Origin of the sequence: Terasakiella brassicae, from assembly GCF_014641495.1 — a bacterium.
Classification (GTDB): domain Bacteria; phylum Pseudomonadota; class Alphaproteobacteria; order Rhodospirillales; family Terasakiellaceae; genus Terasakiella; species Terasakiella brassicae.
Genome location: NZ_BMHV01000015.1, coordinates 1 through 19,197, shown reverse-complemented (window position 1 = coordinate 19,197; position 19,197 = coordinate 1). Strand labels below are relative to the sequence as shown.

The 19,197-nt window shown below is 46.2% G+C and carries 16 protein-coding genes; 9 read left to right on the top strand and 7 right to left on the bottom strand.

Annotation, left to right across the window (positions count from 1 at the left end):
• Positions 1-126 precede the first annotated feature (126 nt).
• The 3 genes from IEW74_RS11120 to IEW74_RS11110 are packed head-to-tail and all read left to right on the top strand — an operon-like array spanning position 127 to position 5,947.
• On the top strand, positions 127-2,376 hold the full coding sequence (locus IEW74_RS11120) for a peptidase domain-containing ABC transporter (RefSeq protein ID WP_188664910.1): 2,250 nt from the start codon (positions 127-129) through the stop codon (positions 2,374-2,376).
• A complete protein-coding gene (locus IEW74_RS11115; RefSeq protein WP_188664907.1) occupies positions 2,373-4,565 on the top strand; it encodes a peptidase domain-containing ABC transporter in 2,193 nt (730 codons plus the stop codon). Before IEW74_RS11120 ends, IEW74_RS11115 begins: the two co-directional genes overlap by 4 nt.
• A complete protein-coding gene (locus tag IEW74_RS11110) occupies positions 4,562-5,947 on the top strand; it encodes an HlyD family type I secretion periplasmic adaptor subunit (protein WP_188664904.1) in 1,386 nt (461 codons plus the stop codon). Before IEW74_RS11115 ends, IEW74_RS11110 begins: the two co-directional genes overlap by 4 nt.
• Here the strand turns inward: IEW74_RS11110 and IEW74_RS11105 are convergent.
• On the bottom strand, positions 5,911-6,354 hold the full coding sequence (locus tag IEW74_RS11105) for an NUDIX hydrolase (protein ID WP_188664901.1): 444 nt from the start codon (positions 6,352-6,354) through the stop codon (positions 5,911-5,913). The two genes, IEW74_RS11110 and IEW74_RS11105, sit on opposite strands and share 37 nt — an antisense overlap.
• A 121-nt stretch (positions 6,355-6,475) precedes the next feature.
• Here IEW74_RS11105 and IEW74_RS11100 point away from each other — a divergent pair, with 121 nt between their 5' ends.
• Positions 6,476-6,856: a cyclic nucleotide-binding domain-containing protein gene (locus tag IEW74_RS11100; protein WP_188664899.1), complete on the top strand. Its 381-nt coding sequence runs from the start codon at positions 6,476-6,478 to the stop codon at positions 6,854-6,856.
• Between the two features lie 19 nt (positions 6,857-6,875).
• Here IEW74_RS11100 and IEW74_RS11095 read toward each other — a convergent pair whose 3' ends face one another.
• A complete protein-coding gene (locus tag IEW74_RS11095; RefSeq protein WP_188664896.1) occupies positions 6,876-7,118 on the bottom strand; it encodes a hypothetical protein in 243 nt (80 codons plus the stop codon).
• Between the two features lie 83 nt (positions 7,119-7,201).
• Here IEW74_RS11095 and IEW74_RS11090 point away from each other — a divergent pair, with 83 nt between their 5' ends.
• Positions 7,202-7,993 (top strand): DUF502 domain-containing protein, encoded by a 792-nt coding sequence (locus IEW74_RS11090; protein WP_188664893.1) that lies wholly within the window; start codon positions 7,202-7,204, stop codon positions 7,991-7,993.
• Here IEW74_RS11090 and recG read toward each other — a convergent pair.
• Positions 7,990-10,071, bottom strand: coding sequence for an ATP-dependent DNA helicase RecG (gene recG, locus IEW74_RS11085; RefSeq protein WP_188664891.1), 2,082 nt, complete (start codon positions 10,069-10,071; stop codon positions 7,990-7,992). The genes IEW74_RS11090 and recG overlap by 4 nt on opposite strands.
• A 76-nt stretch (positions 10,072-10,147) precedes the next feature.
• Between recG and IEW74_RS11080 the strand changes: the two genes are divergently transcribed.
• Together IEW74_RS11080 and mfd are read left to right on the top strand one after the other, a co-directional pair.
• Positions 10,148-10,408: a succinate dehydrogenase assembly factor 2 gene (locus IEW74_RS11080; RefSeq protein ID WP_188664889.1), complete on the top strand. Its 261-nt coding sequence runs from the start codon at positions 10,148-10,150 to the stop codon at positions 10,406-10,408.
• A gap of 20 nt (positions 10,409-10,428) precedes the next feature.
• Positions 10,429-13,908, top strand: a complete 3,480-nt coding sequence (gene mfd / locus IEW74_RS11075; protein ID WP_188664886.1) for a transcription-repair coupling factor — start codon at positions 10,429-10,431, stop codon at positions 13,906-13,908.
• Here mfd and IEW74_RS11070 read toward each other — a convergent pair whose 3' ends face one another.
• From IEW74_RS11070 to IEW74_RS17505, 4 genes are all read right to left on the bottom strand, one after another.
• Positions 13,909-14,535, bottom strand: a complete 627-nt coding sequence (locus IEW74_RS11070; RefSeq protein ID WP_188664883.1) for a DsbA family oxidoreductase — start codon at positions 14,533-14,535, stop codon at positions 13,909-13,911.
• 22 nt (positions 14,536-14,557) lie between these two features.
• Positions 14,558-15,889, bottom strand: a complete 1,332-nt coding sequence (locus tag IEW74_RS11065; protein WP_188664879.1) for a diguanylate cyclase domain-containing protein — start codon at positions 15,887-15,889, stop codon at positions 14,558-14,560.
• A 71-nt stretch (positions 15,890-15,960) separates the two neighbouring features.
• Positions 15,961-17,145 (bottom strand): adenylate/guanylate cyclase domain-containing protein, encoded by a 1,185-nt coding sequence (locus IEW74_RS11060; RefSeq protein WP_188664876.1) that lies wholly within the window; start codon positions 17,143-17,145, stop codon positions 15,961-15,963.
• Between the two features lie 125 nt (positions 17,146-17,270).
• Entirely contained in the window at positions 17,271-17,393 is a 123-nt protein-coding gene (locus IEW74_RS17505) for a hypothetical protein (RefSeq protein ID WP_268233807.1), read from the bottom strand.
• A 241-nt stretch (positions 17,394-17,634) separates the two neighbouring features.
• On the opposite strand from IEW74_RS17505, the gene IEW74_RS11055 reads away from it, so the two are divergent.
• Entirely contained in the window at positions 17,635-18,339 is a 705-nt protein-coding gene (locus IEW74_RS11055; protein ID WP_188664873.1) for a Crp/Fnr family transcriptional regulator, read from the top strand.
• 356 nt (positions 18,340-18,695) lie between these two features.
• On the top strand, positions 18,696-19,073 hold the full coding sequence (locus tag IEW74_RS11050) for a LytTR family transcriptional regulator DNA-binding domain-containing protein (RefSeq protein WP_188664870.1): 378 nt from the start codon (positions 18,696-18,698) through the stop codon (positions 19,071-19,073).
• Positions 19,074-19,197 lie beyond the last annotated feature (124 nt).

Sequence of the window (19,197 nt, the reverse complement as noted above, 5' to 3'; positions counted from 1 at the left end):
ACGTAATTGCATAAGTAATTGGTAGGTTTGATTTTTATTAAGGTGTTTTTGTTTGCGAGGACAGAACCATTCGACTATCTAATAGTATAAATATGATCATCACTCATAAGGGTAAAAAACAAGAATATGTTAAACAGAAAGGCAGATAAGTCGATCGACTGGTTGGCCAAGCTTGGCAAAAGCTCCAAAGTTCCTTTTGGAATGATGGATATTTTGCTGGCATCTTTCTTTATTAACATATTGTCGTTGGCAATGCCTTTGTCTCTATTGCAAATTTATGACCGTATTTTGCCAAACAATGCGTTGAATACATTAGCATTGTTGGTGAGCGGCATTGCTTTGGCTTTGCTGATGGAAGCTGCCTTACGTGTCGGTCGGTCGTATTTGAGCGGATGGGTCGGCGCACGGTTTGAACATATGGCGGGCTGTGCAGCGATTGAACGCCTGCTTTCCACCAGTGTTAATGAATTTGAAAAAGACGGTTCCGGTGTGCATTTGGAACGAATTTCTTCACTTGGAACGTTAAAGGAATTTTACGCAGGCCAAGCCATTATGACACTGTTTGATTTGCCGTTTTCAATTATTTTCCTTGCATTGATCAGTTATCTCGCAGGGGCTCTTGTTTTTGTCCCTATCCTGCTCATCGCGCTTTTTGCCTTAATGGCTTGGCGTATTGGCATTAAATTACGAAAAGCCATATCAGAAAGAATGGTTGCGGATGAACGTCGGTTTAACTTTATTATTGAGGTCTTGACGGGCATTCACACGCTAAAGTCTATGGCGATGGAAACGCAGATGTTACGCCGTTACGAACGTCTTCAGGAAGCCTGTGCGAAAACAGACTATGAAGTGACGCGCCAGAGTTCTTCTGCCATGAGTCTGGGGGCGCTTTATTCGCAATTAACGATGTTTGCCGTTGTGGGGGCCGGAAGTACTTTTGTTATTGATGGGCAATTGACCGTTGGTGGTTTGGCGGCTTGTACGATGTTGTCCGGTCGTGCGATGCAACCTCTTCAGCGTGCTGTCGGGATCTGGTCACGTTTTCAATCCATTCAGCTCGCCCGTGCAAAACTGCGTGAAATTTTTGAATTGCAACCGGAAACCCAAGGTGCTTTGCCTGCTGTCGATAGCCATTATTCAGGCCGGATTGAGTTGCATAATGTCGGTTTGAAATTTGGGGATGACGAGCAAACGGTTTTTGCTAATATTAATTTAAAAGTAGAGCCTGGTGAAATTATTGGTATTTCCGGTGGGAATGCCAGTGGGAAAAGCTCGTTATTATACCTGATGATGGGTGCAATGCGCGCCAGTGAAGGTCAAGTCCTGATTGATGGTCAAGATATTAATGAATTGGAACCCAACAGTGTTCGCCGCAAGATCGCCTATTTGCCTCAACATGGTGTTCTATTCAACGGGACAATCCTTGAAAACCTGACAATGTTCAAACCTGAACTGGAAGAAAAGGCATTACGAATTGCACGTTTGTTAGGGCTGGATGATGTGGTTGCACGTATGCCGCTGGGCTATGATACCTCGGTCGGAAATGGTGCTTACGACACATTACCGCGTGGTATCAAACAACGGGTTGCCATCGCGCGGGCGTTGATGAGCGATCCGGTCGTTCTTCTTTTTGATGAAGCAAATGCAGCAATGGATAGTGCCGGAGACAAAGTTTTAACCGAGTTTTTGGAGCAAGCCCGTGGGAAACGAACGTTGTTTCTTGTTTCACACCGTCCGTCTGTCTTGAGAATGGCGGATGCTGTCTATGATTTGCAAGATGGTCATTTGATAAAACGAGAAATTGAAGAAGCACCGGTTTTCCATTCAACAGATCAAACGCCGCCAACTGAAAAAAGGATAGCGGCAGGGGTGCCGTCCTCTCAGGCGCAACAAGGCAAACCAAATCCGGTTCCCCCGAAAGAGCCACAAGAAACTGCATCGGTGGAAAAAGCAGAAAACAAAGATGCAATAAAAGATAAGCTGAAAACAAAGCTTGTGCCGCGCCCTAAAAAACGTGTTGCAGAGCGCAAAGTGACTGTTCCGGGGAAGTCGGTTGATGAGAATGAGAAAAAACAACCCCGTATTTTAGCCTCGGATAAATCGGTTTTTGATCGCTTGATCCAAAAGAAAAAAATGCAAGACAGTCCTGAGGCGCAAACAAAAGCACAAAAGGATGTCGAGACTGATAGAAAAGAACCGAATATTGTTGAAGAAAAACAAGATACTAAAGTTGATCCTAAACTAGCACCCGCAGAAACATGGAAAGCACGTGCTGCCAAGATGGATGACAGCAGGTCAAGAGATGGTGCTGGATTGAAAAATAAAAAACTTGTCCTGAAAACCCGTACAGTCAAAGAAACGGATAGCGATACATGAGTAACGCATTGGGCAAAATAGACGTTAAAAAACTTGAAGTAGAAAAACGTTCACTCTCGCAAACGGCTGAAGCTATTAAAAAATCGCCTTTATTGGCGAACTTGCGCGAAATTTCAGATTTTGCAGCCTGCCTAGAAATTTTGCTGATGGCCTTAAGTTGGCGTGGGGAACAGCGCAATGTCGCCGAAGCAATGCCGCATTTTGCGGACGAACTGGATATTACGGGTTTTCGTAATGTTATGGCGAACCTGCAATATTCTAGTCGACCAGAACGTATTCGTCTCAAGGATATTGATCCTCGTTTGATGCCCTGTCTTTATGTTTCGGATGATCGTGCGGCATTTATCCCGATGGCACGCAGTGATTATGGCGTTCGCATTTTTGATGGTGGAACAGGTGATTATGCCACACTCAGTGGCAATGACATGAAGATGAAGGGAACGGCCTATTTCTTTACACCTGTTGATAATGAAGAACAAAAAATAGCCCAACAAAAAATTGGCTGGTTCTGGATGGTGATGGAACGGTTCCGTTCCTTGATCTACCAAATCCTCGGTTTAACACTGCTGTTGAATTTATTGGCCTTGGCAACCCCGCTTTTTGTCATGGCGGTATATGATAAAGTTGTTGCGACCGGGTCCATGTCTACATTGGCTTATTTTGGTATCGGGGTGAGTATTGCGCTTATATGCGATTTTGTCCTCAGGAAAATCCGAACCAAGATTTTTGCTTTTGTCGGGGCAAGGATCGACAATATCGTGGGAACGGAAGTTTTTAAACGGATTATGTTCCTGCCGCCTGCCTTTACAGAACGTGCAACAATCGGGGCTCAGGTGGCACGAATTAAGGATTTTGAATCTATTCGGGAATTTTTCACCGGGCCTATGGCCGTGGTTATGTTTGAAATCCCGTTTTCATTTATTTTCATTATCGTCATCTTTGTTTTAGGTGGCATTGTTGCCTTTATTCCGATTTTAATGCTGGTTCTCTATTGGCTGGTGGCGTTGGCTTTTGGCCCGATTATTCGAAACGCAATTGGAGCAACGGCCCGCTATGGTTCGCAAAAACAAGAATTGGTTATTGAAACAATTTCTTCCATGCGGGCGATTAAATACAGTAATTCGGAAGCCACATGGTTGAGCCGCTATCGTGAGCTGTCAGCCAAATCGGCAATGGCCAGCTTCAAGTCGGCACAAGTAACCAGTTATCTTAATACGACATCACATGTCTTGATGATTATTTCCGGTGTTGCAACGGTTGCTGTTGGGGTTTTCGAAGTTTTCAATGGTGCGATGACCATTGGGGGGCTTGTCGCTTCGATGATCCTTGTATGGCGTGTCTTGGGGCCGTTACAATCAGGGTTTGTGACACTTACCCGGTTGGAGCAGGTACGTTCATCTATTTCACAGATTAACAATTTGATGAATATTAATTCAGAACATAAAGATCAGACGATTTCGACAAACCGTAAAATCAATGGTTTTATTTCATTTGGTCGTGTGTCTTTGCGCTATTCCCCGGATGCAGACCCGGCACTTGTCGGGGTGAATTTTGATGTAAACCCCGGTGAAGTTCTGGCCCTTGTTGGTGGAAATGGTAGCGGAAAGTCCACGATCCTTAAATTGTTGTTGGGCATGTATATTCCACAGGCGGGTAATATTCGGGTTGATCAAACGGATATTCGTCAGTTGGACCCTGTTGAATTGCGTCAGATGATGGGCTATGCCCCGCAAACCACACAATTCTTCTACGGAACGATTGCACAAAACTTACGTCTTGCTAATCCGGCTGCAACGGATGAAGAATTGGCGCACGCCTGTAAAATTGCAAATGTTTTAGATGATATTGAGGCGTTGCCAAAAGGATTCTGGACCCGAATCGGGGAGGGGACGGGCGGTCAGTTACCCAGCAGTTTTCAGCAACGTTTAAACCTTGCGCGTTGTTTCGTGAAAAGTCCTAAAATTATGCTATTTGACGAACCGGGTAATGGACTTGATTTTGATGATGATCAGGCCTTTATGAAGGCAGTTGCCAATCTCAAAGAAGAAGGGGTTTGCAGCTTCATTGTTACACATAGACCAAGTCATTTAAAAATAGCAGACAAAGTATTATGGTTGGAAAACGGTCACATGAAAATGTACGGTCCAACAGATGAGGTTAAACCCCACTTACCGAAAGATTTCCTATGAGTGGCAACCAGATTACAAAAAGTGACACAAAAGCTGTTGAAGAAAAAAAACTGCATCCGGTCCAGTTTAAAATTGGATCGCGACAGACGCGTTATTTGGCACAATCCGTTGTTTTGGAAGAGGCCGGGTCTTCTTCTTTAATTCGTGCGGGAATGATGACGGTCGGCGCGGTGATTGTTGCTTTTATCGTCTGGTCGTATTTTACCGAGGTTGATGAAGTCTCTGTTTCTTTCGGGGAGGTCATCCCCTCTGGCCAAATTCAGACGATTCAACATCTTGAAGGCGGGATTGTATCTGAAATCCTGGTCTCGGAAGGACAAATTGTTGAGACAGGTGACGTCCTGATACGTCTGGACCCTGCTGCGGCTTATTCTGAACGCGCACAGATGAAAGCACGCCGGGCTGGCTTGTTGTTAAAAGCAGAAAGATTGCGTGCTATCGGTATGGATAGGCAACCGGATTTTTCAATCGTTGGAAAAGAATATGCCGGAATGGTCGAAGATCAGATGGCGATTTACAGGGTTCAAACAGGCGCACAAGACAGTAGCCGTCAGGTTTTGATCAATCAGATTGAACAATCCAGCACAGAACTTGATTTGCTGGAAGAAAAAGAAACAACGTTACGTCAACAGCTTTCCATCGTTCAAGATGAATTGAAAATGCGAGAATCTCTGTTTAAACAGGGGTTGAGCTCAAAGGTTTTGTATCTTGAATTGAAGCGTGAAGCCAATCAGGCGCACGGTGATGTGAATAAAGTGGTTCAAGAACGCCTCAAAGCATTGGAAGAACACGAAGAAGCCAAGAATCGGCTGGCGCAGGACGTTGCCAAGTCAAAAGAAGAAGCTTTGCAGGAAATGGGCGGTGTGACGCAGGAACTGGCTCAGGTGCGCGAAGCCATTGCAAAGCTGGAAGACCGGGTGAAGCGTCTGGAAGTCCGTGCCCCGGTACGTGGTATTGTTAAAGGATTGCAGGCAACAACGATTGGTGGTGTTTTAGCCCCCGGTGCGACGATAACTGAAATAGTCCCTTTGGATAAGGAATTGATTGTCGAAACGAAAATCGCAACACGTGATGTCGGGCATATGCGTGTTGGTCAGCCGGTTACGGTTAAGATTACGAGTTTTGATTTCTCGCGTTATGGTGGTATTACAGGGGAGCTTTCTGCGATTTCAGCCACAACCTTTATGAACGAAAAGGAAGAACCTTATTACAAAGGTTTGATCGCACTGGATCGAAGCTATGTCGGGTATGACCCATCCAATAACCGGATTATGCCGGGGATGACGGTTCAGGCGGACGTGACAACAGGGAAAAAGACATTACTGCAATATCTGTTAAAACCTGTTTATTCCTCCGTCAACGAAGCGTTCCGTGAACGATAAGACTGCTTGATAATGCGAAGGGTTTCTTCTCGCAAATTGTATTGATCAATTTGATGGTAAGGAACCCATTTAGCGCATAGCGCATCATCGTTTGCGGCCAAGGTTCCTTGTTGATAGGTGCACGATATTTCAATGAGCGTATAGTGATATTCCACACGCTTATCTTTGTCGAAATGAATAGAATCGACGACATCAATAAATTGGTGATGATCTGTATATATTCCGGTTTCCTCAAAAACTTCGCGTTTGGCTCCCTCTATAACGGTTTCGCCAATATGCTGTGCACCACCGGGCAGGCTCCATGTGCCCTTGTAGGGGGCTTTTGCCCTTTTTATCAGCAAAATATCATCATCTTTATGAACAACGACACCGATGCCGACCCACGGGCGTTCAGGATATGTCCGCATGAATTTGCCTCACCTATACAAATGAAGAATTTCTATCTCTTTCAGATTAGACTAGATTGCATTCCTTGAGTAAACAGGTACTATTAAATAACTTTAATCGACGGGATCTGAGGGTTTTTGAATGGCTGGCCACGCTGCGAAACGTTTTATTGAGCGTAAAGTCTTTTATGCGGGGGACCGTATTTTTAAAGAAGGCGATCCCGGTGATCGCGCTTATATCATTGAGCGCGGCATGGTTGAAATTTACAAAATGGTTGATGGTCGTGAAGTCGTGCTTGGCACGGTGAACAAAGGCGGTATTTTTGGGGAAATGGCTTTGATCGACAATGCGCCCCGGATGGCTGCGGCACGTTCAGTTCAGCAAACAACGCTGGTTATTGTGACGCGCGATACGTTTGAAAGTAAGCTTTCGAAAGCTGATCCTTTTATGCGTGGATTAATCAATATCTTTGTGAAAAATATTCGCAGAATGGGGCAAGAACTCGCGAAATATAAAAGCTGATACATAGCGCCATTTCATTTTATTCCGCATCATTTTCAATAGTTTCGCCTTTACCCACAAGAATACTGGCTTGATGTTTGACGTTTCCTAAAAATTGTTCGTCAGATTGTGGGTAGACATTAAAGACATATTCTTCGGCAGCCGCTTTTTGAACGGCGATTTTTTTTGCATCTTCAAGACTTTCGGCTTGAACTTCCAGAATTGAGATACCTTGTTCGTTTTTGTCCGTTGCATAGACGTATTGTATAACCCAATTTTTCATAACAGGCTCATTTCGTTCTTTTGTCTTTACGTTAAACTCTATACCATGCACTTCCACGCTATAGAAATTAGGAACGCTTGTCCATGACCGAAGAAAATTCGTCAGAAGATACCAAACCTGTTAAAGGGTTGACTGTCATGGGGCGTATTCGCGCCTATTTCCTGACGGGCTTACTGGTAACAGCACCATTATCCATTACGATTTTGGTCGCATGGGTCTTTGTGGATTTTGTTGATCAAAAGGTCACGCCACTCATCCCGGAAAAGTATAATCCGGAAACTTACCTTCCCTTTAGTATTCCGGGAATGGGATTGCTGATTGTCCTTGTCAGTTTGACTGTGGTGGGGATGTTAACGGCTGGTTTTGTCGGTAAGTTGCTTGTACGCATCAGTGAAAGCATTATGGCGCGTATGCCGGTTATCAGTGGGATTTACAGTGCAACCAAGCAAATTTTTGAAACCGTACTCGCCCAGAAATCACAAGCCTTTCGCGAGGCGGTTTTGATTGAATATCCCCGTCGCGGGATTTGGGCAATCGGCTTTATCACGGGCACCACAAAAGGTGAAGTTCAAAACCTGACGGAAGAACAATGTGTAAATATCTTCTTGCCGACAACACCGAACCCGACATCCGGTTTCTTGCTGTTCGTTCCCAAAGGGGAACTGATTCCGTTGAATATGACGGTGGAACAAGCGGTTAAGATGGTTATTTCCGGTGGGATTGTAACTCCATTGGATACGCGACCTATCGAAGAACAACAAGTTCCACAAACATCCGCTAAGACGTATGAAGATGTGGATGTTTTGCGGGAAAAGGACGGAAGCCCGGTCTTAGTTTCCAAACACCCGATTCCATCTAAAGATGAGAATGCTTAACCAGACCGCAGATATCCCACGCTCGCATCCTCTTCAAATAAATAAAGGAGGGTGCGCAAGGCTTGACCGCGTTCTGTCTGTAATTCGGGGTCTTGTTCCAGTATCAGTTTGACATCGTCGCGCGCGGCTGCCAGTAAATCTTCGTGTGCGGGCAATTGCGCGAGTTTAAATTCCGGCAGTCCGCTTTGGCGTGTACCTAAGACTTCCCCCGCGCCCCGCAAGCGCAAATCTTCTTCGGCAATGATAAAGCCATCTTCGGTATCTCGCATAATTTTAAGGCGGGCTTGTCCGTTTTCCGATAAGGGCGTGCCGTATAATAAAAGACAGGTTGAGGCATCCATCCCCCGTCCGATACGCCCACGCAGTTGATGGAGCTGGGCAAGGCCAAAACGTTCGGCATGTTCAACGATCATGACGGTTGCTTCGGGTACGTTTACACCTACTTCGATAACGGTGGTTGCGACCAGTATGTCAATGTCCCCAGCAACAAAGGCCGCCATGACGGCATCTTTTTCCGTCCCCTTCATTTTGCCATGAACAAGACCAACACGTGCACCATAAAGGGATTGAAGGTGTTCAAACCTTTCTTGCGCAGCAGCGACTTCGATTTTGTCGGATTCTTCCACCAAAGGACAAACCCAATAGATACGCGCACCTTTATCAATCATGCGCTTAAGGCCGAATGCGACCTCTTCCAGTTTTGCAAGGGGCATGACACGGGTATCAACGGGTTTGCGTCCCGCAGGTTTTTCCAACAGGCGCGAAACATCCATATCGCCGTAGGCGGTCAGCATAAGGGTGCGTGGAATGGGGGTGGCGGTCATAACCAGAACATCCACATGCTGCCCCTTGCTGGCGAGCGCAAGGCGTTGATGCACGCCAAAACGGTGCTGTTCGTCAATGATGGCGAGTCCTAAATTGGCAAAATCCACATCATCCTGAAACAGGGCATGCGTTCCGATGATCAGTTGAACTTCACCACTGGCAATTTGTTCGAGGATGGCTTGTCGTTTTTTCCCCTTATCGCGCCCCGTTAGAAGGATTGGATTGATCGGTGTTCCTGTCAGTAATGGCGCAATGGTTTCCATATGTTGACGGGCTAAAATCTCCGTCGGTGCCATGATAACGGCCTGTAGGCCCGCTTCTATGGCGGTCAGAGCACTGAGCAGGGCAACAACGGTTTTACCACTGCCAACATCACCTTGCAGCAGGCGCAGCATCCGCAATGGTTCTGCCATATCGGTTTCAATCTCTTTTAGGGAGTCTTCCTGCGAGGTGGTGAGATCAAAGGGCAGGGCATCCCTTATTGTTTTGCGCAAACTTCCGTTCCCCGTAATGCTGCGCCCGGCAGCACGGCGTACGGTTCGTCGGACCAGTGCGAGTGCAAGTTGATTGGCAAGCAATTCGTCATAAGCAAGACGTTCACGTGCCGGGGTGTCGGCAAACAGGTCTTCTTCGCAACCGGGATGATGTGCGCTTGTCAGGGCATCTTGCCAGTCAGGCCAATTTTTTACTTTTTTAAAGGCCTCGTTTAACCATTCCGGCAGGGCGGTTGTTTGTTCAAGGGCATGTTGAACCGTTTTTCCCATAAGTTTGTTTGTGACCCCTGCGGTCAAGGGGTAAACCGGATCGACGGTTTGTATATCTTCTTTTTCATCCAATGACCCCATTCGGTCAGGATGGGTCATTTGTAGAACACCTTGAAAACGTTCAACCGTGCCACTGACAATACGGGTTTCGCCTTCGGGTAATTGCTTTTTTAAATAATCCGCACGTGCATTGAAAAAGACCAGATCCATGTGACCCGTTTCATCAAAACAGGAAACTTTATAAGGTGCACGGCGGTTACGCGATGGGAAATGTTTGGCAACAGTGACTTCCAAAGTCACAATGGCATGGTCTGGCGCATCGGCGATTGTCGGGGTAAAACGTCGATCGACAAACGATGTTGGAAGGTGCCACAGAATATCGACAATATGTTCACCAGTGAGTTTTTCCATCAATTTGGAAATACGCGGACCAACGCCGGCAAGGGCGGTAATTGGTCGAAATAATGGAAAAAGAATTTCAGGACGCATGCTTTAAGCCATGACAATGAGTGAAAAGGTCGCTATATCCTAAGCAAATTTTTTCATCTGGCAAATGGTGTTCGACATGGATGATCGTCTTAAACGTTTACATCACAAATGCAAATATATGGGTATGCACGAAAACGATGTGATTTTCGCACGTTTTTCTGAACGTTACCTTGGTGAATTACCGGATGAGGAGATATCCCAGTTCGAAGCCTTGCTGGAACAGAATGATCTGGATATCTTTAAATGGATTACCGGGAAATTGGATGTCCCGGCAGAATTTGACAATAACGTGATGATTAAACTTCGCGATTGTCAGGAATATATCGAAAACGCCTAGGCAAAGGCAAACGACCTGTTATGAAACTGAGTTTACGCGCGCTTCCAACAGCTGGCACATTGACCTATGGCGGTGTGCCGGAAGGATATGACAGTGTTCTTTTAGGCTATCTAGCAAAACAGCACGGCGATGTTTTATTCGTCACCACGGATGAGACAAAAATGGTACGTGCGGCCAATGCGGTCTCTTTTTTCTATCCCGATCTTCAGGTGATTCAGTTTCCGGCATGGGATTGCCTGCCTTATGACCGTGTGTCACCGCATGCTGAAATTGTCGGGCAACGCGTGGACGGATTGACGACCTTATTGAATCGTCCCAAAGGCACATCGCGTTTGCTTTTAACAACAGTTTCTGCCTTTTTACAAAAAGTTCCCCCGCGTGCGAGTTTCAAAGATGCTGTTTTTACGGCAAAAATTGGGGATGAAGTTCGACGCGAAGATCTCGTCAAGTTTTTGGAACGAAATGGCTATCAGCGTAGCGAAACGGTGATGGAACCGGGCGAATATGCGGTTCGTGGCGATATCGTAGACGTTTTTCCCCCGGGACGGGAAGAACCGTTACGCCTTGATCTGGAATGGGACGAAGTCGCGGCAATCCGTACGTTTGATCCGCTTTCACAACGCACGCTTGAGACAATTGATACCTTTGCCTTGAAACCCGTCAGCGAATTGCCGATGGGGGATGAAGCCATTTCGCGTTTTCGGACCGAATTTCGTAAAATTTTCGGGGCGAAAGCGGAGAAAGATCCGCTTTATGAAGCCGTGTCAGCAGGTCGCCGCCCGATGGGGGTGGAACATTGGTTACCCTTGTTCCATGACCAAATGGAAAGTGTGCTGGATTATCTTCCTAAAACAGCAAAAATTGTGCTTGATCATCAGGTTGATCAAGCACGAGATTCCCGTCTGGAAATGATTGCAGATTATTATGACGCGCGTGTCGATGTGGCCGGGGCTTCTTTAGGGGGCGAAGCGCCTTATAACCCGATTGATCCATCCCTGCTTTATTTTGAAGGCGACGATTGGGAAAAACTGTTGGACGGGTATGGTATTGGTGAATTCAGTGCCTTCAATCTGGAACCGGGCGACACTGTCATTGATGGCAACGCGCGGCGCAGTCTGGATTTTGCTGAGGCCCGCGCCAACCCCAATGCCAATGTTTATGATGCTGTTCGCCAATATATTGTTGCGGAACAAAACAATAAACAACGCGTTGTGATTGCCGCTTATTCAGATGGATCACGCGATCGTTTGATGACGGTCTTAAAGGAACATGGTGTTGCAGGCTTGGCCGCCATTGGCAGCTTTGCCGATGTGGAACGCCTGCCAAAAGACGGGGTTGCCCTGATCGTTTTAGGGCTGGAACACGGTTTTGCGTTTGATGGCCTAACCATTCTGTGTGAGCAGGATATTTTAGGTGAACGTATGGTCCGCCCGGCCAGACGGCGTATGCGGGCGGAAAACTTTATTGCAGAGGCATCCAGCCTGAATGAAAACGACCTTGTCGTCCATGTGGATCACGGGATTGGGCGCTATGAAGGGTTGGAGACCATCAATGTTGGCGGTGCACCCCATGATTGCTTGGTGCTGGTTTATGATGGGGGTGACAAGCTGTTTTTGCCAGTTGAAAACATTGAATTGTTATCTCGCTTTGGCTCTGACCAAGGGGCAGCCCATCTGGATAAACTTGGTGGTGTGGCGTGGCAGGCGCGCAAAGCACGCCTGAAAGAACGCGTCAAGGATATGGCCCAGCAGTTAATCAAAGTGGCTGCGGAACGCGAACTGCGCAAAGGGGAAGCCATTGCGGCACCGGACGGTTTGTACGAAGAATTTTGTACCCAGTTTCAGTTCGTGGAAACCGACGATCAATTGCGCGCCATCGGGGATGCCATATCGGATTTGAATAGCGGACGCCCGATGGACCGTCTGGTCTGCGGTGATGTCGGGTTTGGCAAAACCGAAGTCGCCTTGCGTGCAGCCTTTGTCGCAGCGATGAGCGGGATGCAGGTTGCGGTGGTTGTGCCGACGACTTTACTGGCCCGTCAGCATTACAATAATTTTGTTGAACGGTTTAAACATTTCCCTGTTCGTATTCAGCAACTCTCGCGACTGGTCACGCCAACGCAAGCCAAACGCGTGAAAGAAGAAATGGACAAAGGCACCGTTGATATCGTTGTTGGAACCCATGCGCTATTGGCGAAAAATGTTAAATTCAACCGTCTTGGCCTGCTGATTATTGATGAAGAACAGCATTTTGGCGTGACCCATAAAGAACAGCTGAAAAAACTGAAGGCCGATGTTCATGTTTTAACCTTGACGGCGACTCCCATTCCGCGAACGCTGCAAATGGCGTTGACCGGGGTGAAGGAAATGAGCCTGATTGCAACGCCGCCTGTTGATCGTTTGGCCGTACGTACCTTTGTTATGCCATTTGATCACGTGGTTGTCCGTGAGGCAATTCAGCGCGAACGTTTCCGTGGGGGGCAATGTTTTTATGTGTGTCCGCGTTTGGCGGATTTGGATAAAGTCGCGCGCGAATTACACGATCTGGTTCCCGATGCAAAAATTGCGGTGGCGCATGGTCGTATGAAGCCATCTGAATTAGAAGAGGTTATGACGGCTTTTTCCGAAAAAGCGTTCGATATTTTACTGGCAACCAATATTGTTGAGTCTGGTTTGGATTTACCGTCCGTAAACACGATCTTCATTCATCGGGCTGATATGTTTGGCCTTGCGCAACTTTATCAGTTGCGCGGACGGGTCGGGCGATCCAAAATGCGTGCTTATGCTTATTTGACCTTACCACCCGGTCAGAAAATTTCCAAAACAGCGGAAAAACGTCTTGAAGTCATGCAAACCTTGGATAGTTTAGGGGCCGGGTTTACATTGGCCAGTCACGATCTGGATATTCGTGGTGCCGGAAATTTGCTGGGGGATGAGCAATCCGGTCATATCAAAGAAGTCGGTATCGAACTTTATCAACAAATGCTGGAAGAAGCGGTTGCTGAGGCCAAAGGCGGCGGTGGGTTTGAGGAAGATAACCCCCATGATTGGAGCCCTCAGATCGGCATTGGTTTGCCGGTCTTGATCCCGCAAAGTTATATTGCAGACCTGAATGTTCGTATGGAACTGTATCGCCGGGTATCCACATTAAAAACGCAGCAGGATCTGGATTCATTTGCGGCGGAACTGGTTGATCGTTTTGGTCCGATGCCGGGCGAGGTCGAAAACCTGCTGGATACAGTGGCGATGAAACATCTTTGTCGTGAAGCGCATATCGAAAAAATTGATGCGGGACCCAAAGGGGCTGTGATTAAATTCCGTAATAACGAGTTTGCAAATCCCGATGGATTGGTCCGTTTCTTGATGGACCAAGCCGGAACAGCAAAAATGCGCCCGGATCATTGTCTGGTCTTTATGCGGCGTTGGGATGATATGGCAACCAGATTGACAGGTGTGAAGCGTTTGTTGAAAGATCTGGGCGAAATGGCCCGTTTGCAATAATTACCCGTTCCACGCCGTATCAATAAATTTACCAAGAATTTTTGATTCTTGGGCACCTGAGATAATATATCTGTCGCGCGCCACAAAGGCAGGCACCCCGTGAACGCCCAGTTCACGGGCTTGACGGTCAGATTCTATTACGTCTTGATGCAATTCATCGCTTTGTAAAAAAGCCTTTGTTGCCGCTTTATCCAGCCCTATTTCCGTGGCGAGTGTTGTCAAAACATCGATATCGCCGATATTTTTACCTTCGATAAAGAAGGCCTGAAATAATCGGTCAACCATTTGGATTTGCAAATCAAAACGGGTCGCAAAAAAGACAAGGCGATGAGAGGCAATGGAATTGGGGGTGTAACGAATTAAATCGAAATGAAAATCGATCCCATTCTCCTGTCCGGTTTGGGCAATGGCATCATAAACACGTTTTGCCCGATCCGGTCCGCCGAATTTTTGTGACAAGTAAAGCTGACGGTCCATGCCGCCGGGTCCCATCGTCGGGTTCAGCAAAAAGGGTTTCCAGCGGATTTTTAAAGAGATATGGGCGCGACTCAATAAGGCTTTTTCCAGTCGTTTTTTACCAATACAGCACCAGGGACAGATTGTGTCATAGTAAAGGTCGATATACATAAAATCCGCCGTTTTCTCTGGATTAGACGATCGGGTTTCTTGCGCGTTCGATCATGGATTTTACATCATCATTCGGCGTCAATTGCGCAATACCGCATTCGACCCAAACGCTGACAGGTTGAAAGACATCGGGCAAAGCAAAGTCGGTATAGCTGAGGATGCCGGCAATGCGATGCATGACAATTTGTGCTTCATTCATTGGGGTGTCGGGAAGTGCAATTGCAAATTCATTTTCCTGATAAAGGGAAACGCAATCTTCGACACGTGATAGACCGCCAATCCATTGATGAATTTGTTGCATAAGATGCTGTGCGGCTTCATCACCAAACTGGGTTTTGATATTACTCAGGTTGCCGATAGAGAAAAAGACACACGTCAGGTATTTATGCCATTTGTGTGCATTTTCGATTTGATGCAAAAGGTTTGCTTTGAAAAAATCTTGATTGTAAGCCTGCGTTGTTGGCTCAATGCTTTTTGGTGCCCGTGTGCTATCCATTGCTTTGCGGATGTTCCAACGCAGACGTTGGCGGCGCACCAGCATTTTTACTTTGGCATGAAGCGAGGCATTGTTCAGCGGACGATTGGTAATCCGTGTCACGCCCCGGCGATAAGCATCCAGTCGGTCTGTAATATTGTCATCATTGATAAACAATACAGGCAGGTTAAAAAGGCGAGGGTTGTTTCTGGCACGCGAGCTTAAGACAAAGGCTTGTTCCTTGTTTTCATCATTAAGCGCACAGATGACAGCATCGTAATTGGCCTTGCTTAATTCTTCTTCTGCGACAAAAAAATCATCACTGGCATTGATTTGGCAATTGCCGTTTAACACGGCTTCAATCATTGCCCGGTCACCGTCACGAGGGGCGATCAACATAATTTGATAGGCGCTATCATCGCTTTCATCAATCTCTTCGTTGGCATTGATACCAAGACTTTTTGCTAAAGAAACACGGTTTTCAAGTTCGACAAACATAGTGGAAAGGCGAAGCAACGGTTTGATATGAACAAAAAACTCTTCGATATTAAAAGACTGGATGAAAATATCATCTGCATGAACTTCAATAGCGCGTTGGTATAAGTCCGGTGTTTTTTCAGGCACAAGCGCGACCGTGGGAATGTGCTTAGAGGCCGCGTCACCTTTCAATTTTTCGATTAAACCGAAACCGTCAAATTCGTTATGGGAAACATCGACAACGATCAGGTCGGGGCGCTCTTTGCTTACATTGTCCTGCAAACTGTCTGGATTGCAAAAACGGACTTGATAATGATGTTTTGTTAAATCGGCGCAAAACCGTTTTTGCAGTTCATCATTTGTTGATACCGCGAGGATATTTGCCGTGATATGCGCGTTCAAATTCTTTCTCCCAACCCGCCCATTTATTTGAGCCTCACTTTAACTGAAAACGAAAGGTCAAACCAGAGGTTCTATCGTATTAAGGTGAATAGTTCCCGTTTGTGAGAAAAACCCCTTAAATTATGTTCTCCCAGCGATTGCCAGTCTCCGCCATGAAGTTGGCAGAATTGATTAGAGACCACGACAGGAACGTTTAGTTCCTTTGTCATGCTTTCCAGTCTTGCGGCTTCGTTGGCGGAAGAACCAATGACAGAAAATTCAAGCCGATCATGGGTGCCGATATTGCCATACATAACTTCACCAACATGAATGCCGATCCCGCAATTGATGAGGGGCAGGTTTTTGGCCCCATGCGTGGCGTTAAGCTCGTTTAAACGATCAAAGGCGCTGCGTATGGCGCGTTCGGCATTTTGGGCGGCTTGGTGTGTTTGGCTGCATTCCGGTGTTTCACCAACTGGGAAAATGGCGAGAACGGCGTCCCCAATATATCGCAAGACTTCGCCACCATTTGCGAGGACGGCACCGGCTGTACAGTCAAAATAATCGTTTAACATATCCAGAAAATCCGCACGGGGCAGGGTTTCTGCCAACGTGGTGGATTGACGCAAGTCTGAAAACCACAAAACGGCGCGAATGATTTGACCGTCCCCGCGTTTGACCTTGCCGCTGAGAACCTGTTTCCCGGTTTCTTTCCCTAAATAGGTTTCCAGCAGGACGGTGGCTGTATGTTTTAAGGCGTAGTTTTCAACGATGCGGGCAAGGGCAGGGAGGCTGTCATATATTGTCGTTAGATGTTCAGTGCTGAAGCCGCCAGGTGTTTTACTGGCAAGGGTGATGGCACTGCGTCTGCCATCTGAAAAAATCAGGGGCAAGGCAACGTAATCTGTAAAACCTTCATCTTTTAAATCAGGAAGTACAGAGTAATCCATTTGACATTTGGGATCATGTAAGGGGCGGCGAATGGCCCCCGCGCCATCTTCAAACAAGGCAGCGAACGGGCTGTTTCTATACATTTCGCTTTCACGCAGATGGTGACCGGTTTCAAACAGGTCAACCTCTTGTGTTTGGCTGTCCCATGTATAACTGAAGCCCATGACCTGTGGATGGAGCAAGCGAATAACAAGGCGCTGACGATCCAGCGGAACTCCTGCTTTAATAAAGGTTTGGGCAAGGGCTAAGGTAAAGTCCGATTTATCGGTTATCTGCCAGCCTTCCTGTAAAAGCCAGTCGATAATGGGATTGTTGGTGTTGGACATGTCCGAATTAATTCCCCTGATATGATTTTATCAAAGCTATTCTGTTTTTTGAGAGATGCAAGCCCGAAGAATAAAAAAGGGGGTAAGACATAGTATCTTACCCCCTTTTAAGCGATTTGGTTTATTTATCCTGTGACGAGGTCACCCAGAAAAAAGACCCAACTCAGCATAAAGGCGCCAATGCCCATGATGATAAACGGAAGGGCGTCGCCGGTAAGTTTTTCAGTTAAAGTCGGTGTATGTTCCATTGGGGGGATTTCCTTAAACTTGGCATAAAGGTTGTTTATATTGCAATGCAAAAAATAATGACAAATCCTATGAAGTCAATAAAAATTAGAAAAAGTATAAAAAGAGATATAAGCCATAATAAATATATGGTTAATCAATGGATTAAGATAAAATAGTAAAATTGGATTGCAAAGATTTTGTGATTTGGTTTAATGACTAAAAACTGATTTAATAACGTTGCATGTTGTAGGGGATACTAGGGTGGAAAAACGAGCCATTGCCAACGCTTGGTCGGGTGTTTCTAACTGTGAAAATTGTGGTATTCGCCATCTTGCACTTTTTGCTGATTTGGAACATACGGATTTTGAACTGATCCATAAACCCATTATGGAAGTGGAGAAAAAGGCCGGGGATCGTCTTTATGGCGAAGGCGATGAAGGTCAATTTCTCTATACGGTGCGCAGTGGTGTTATTAAACTGACACAGTATTTACCCGATGGCGGGCAGCGTATCGTCAGATTGTTACGCACAGGTGATGTTGCGGGGCTGGAAGTGCTGGTCAATCCGACTTATGAACATTACGCGACTGTTTTACGCGATGCTGAACTATGTCAAATTCCGCGTGATGTGGTGGAACGCTTAAATCGGGAAACACCGCGTCTGCATAATCAATTGTTAAATCGTTGGCACACAGCCGTTAAACAGGCGGATGAATGGCTGACGGAATTATCGACAGGCAGTTCGAAATCCCGAGTGGCCCGTCTTGTTATCGGTTTATCGGATAAGGTCGATAACAGTTGTTATTTATTCAGCCGGGAAGACCTCGGGGCAATCCTGGGTGTGACGACGGAAACCACATCGCGCATCATTGCAGAATTTAAGCGTGAAGGCTCCTTAAAGGACTTAGGGAAAAATCATTTTCTTGCAGATTTGGTGCGTTTACAAAACATTGCCAATGAAAATTAATTTATTCCATTGATAATTCGCAATGCATCAAAAGAAGATGGTTGCCATGATATGCCTGTTCATTCAGCGTATCAGGAGGGAATGTCATGGATACGATTGGTTTATTCGGTGTCGGCGGTGTTGTAACCACTTTGCTTGTGGTCGTCGGTCTACTGGTTTTTGTTATTCGAAAAGTGAACGGTCACTGACGCAAGACTTGCCCCCATCAACCTTCGTCAAACACAAACTTTTCAAGAGAGCTGTAGAGACGTTTTGTTGTGTCGGTGGCTCTCTTTTTTTATGGGAGACTGGCAATTTTACTTGAGCCTTCTTACATCAAATAAGAAGATATAAGACCAAGCTTGTTTGAGGTAATAATGTTTTTCTTTCGTAAAACAACGCCGACAACAGCGCCCGAAAAGCAAGCAATTGAGCCTCCACGGTTTGTTGCAAGACTTAAAAAAGATGTCGGTGAAGAAATTTGGGCAGTAAGCCAGGAAGATCATTTCATTCGTGTTTATGGCGATAAAGGGGAAGATCGAATTTTATATCGCTTCAGTGATGCGGTGCATGATTTGCGTGGACACAATGGCACCTGTGTTCATTTGGCCCATTGGGTGCTTAAAGATGCCATTAAACGAATTGATCATGTGGATGACACCTACGAAATTGTTTTAAAAAACGACAAACGGTTTCCTGTGTGTGAAAGTTACCGTCGTGTGTTGCAAGAATCAGAATGGGATATGACATCCTGAAAATATCAGAGATGGTCCCCAAAAACAGGACAGGGTGTTAAGGTGGGATAGCCGTTTTTGAAAAGGACTATCCGATGGCAAAACGCCGTAACCATTCAGCCGACTTCAAAGCCAAAGTAGCTTT

Bases quoted from the DNA above. Each gene is read 5' to 3' on its own strand.
- IEW74_RS11060 (WP_188664876.1), bottom strand. From the start codon at position 17,145: ATGTCCAACACCAACAATCCCATTATCGACTGGCTTTTACAGGAAGGC.
- IEW74_RS11120 (WP_188664910.1), top strand. From the start codon at position 127: ATGTTAAACAGAAAGGCAGATAAGTCGATCGACTGGTTGGCCAAGCTT.
- IEW74_RS11070 (WP_188664883.1), bottom strand. From the start codon at position 14,535: ATGTATATCGACCTTTACTATGACACAATCTGTCCCTGGTGCTGTATT.
- IEW74_RS11080 (WP_188664889.1), top strand. From the start codon at position 10,148: ATGGATGATCGTCTTAAACGTTTACATCACAAATGCAAATATATGGGT.
- recG (WP_188664891.1), bottom strand. From the start codon at position 10,071: ATGCGTCCTGAAATTCTTTTTCCATTATTTCGACCAATTACCGCCCTT.
- IEW74_RS11105 (WP_188664901.1), bottom strand. From the start codon at position 6,354: ATGCGGACATATCCTGAACGCCCGTGGGTCGGCATCGGTGTCGTTGTT.
- IEW74_RS11090 (WP_188664893.1), top strand. From the start codon at position 7,202: ATGACCGAAGAAAATTCGTCAGAAGATACCAAACCTGTTAAAGGGTTG.
- IEW74_RS11110 (WP_188664904.1), top strand. From the start codon at position 4,562: ATGAGTGGCAACCAGATTACAAAAAGTGACACAAAAGCTGTTGAAGAA.
- mfd (WP_188664886.1), top strand. From the start codon at position 10,429: ATGAAACTGAGTTTACGCGCGCTTCCAACAGCTGGCACATTGACCTAT.
- IEW74_RS11050 (WP_188664870.1), top strand. From the start codon at position 18,696: ATGTTTTTCTTTCGTAAAACAACGCCGACAACAGCGCCCGAAAAGCAA.
- IEW74_RS11100 (WP_188664899.1), top strand. From the start codon at position 6,476: ATGGCTGGCCACGCTGCGAAACGTTTTATTGAGCGTAAAGTCTTTTAT.
- IEW74_RS11115 (WP_188664907.1), top strand. From the start codon at position 2,373: ATGAGTAACGCATTGGGCAAAATAGACGTTAAAAAACTTGAAGTAGAA.
- IEW74_RS11095 (WP_188664896.1), bottom strand. From the start codon at position 7,118: ATGAAAAATTGGGTTATACAATACGTCTATGCAACGGACAAAAACGAA.
- IEW74_RS17505 (WP_268233807.1), bottom strand. From the start codon at position 17,393: ATGGAACATACACCGACTTTAACTGAAAAACTTACCGGCGACGCCCTT.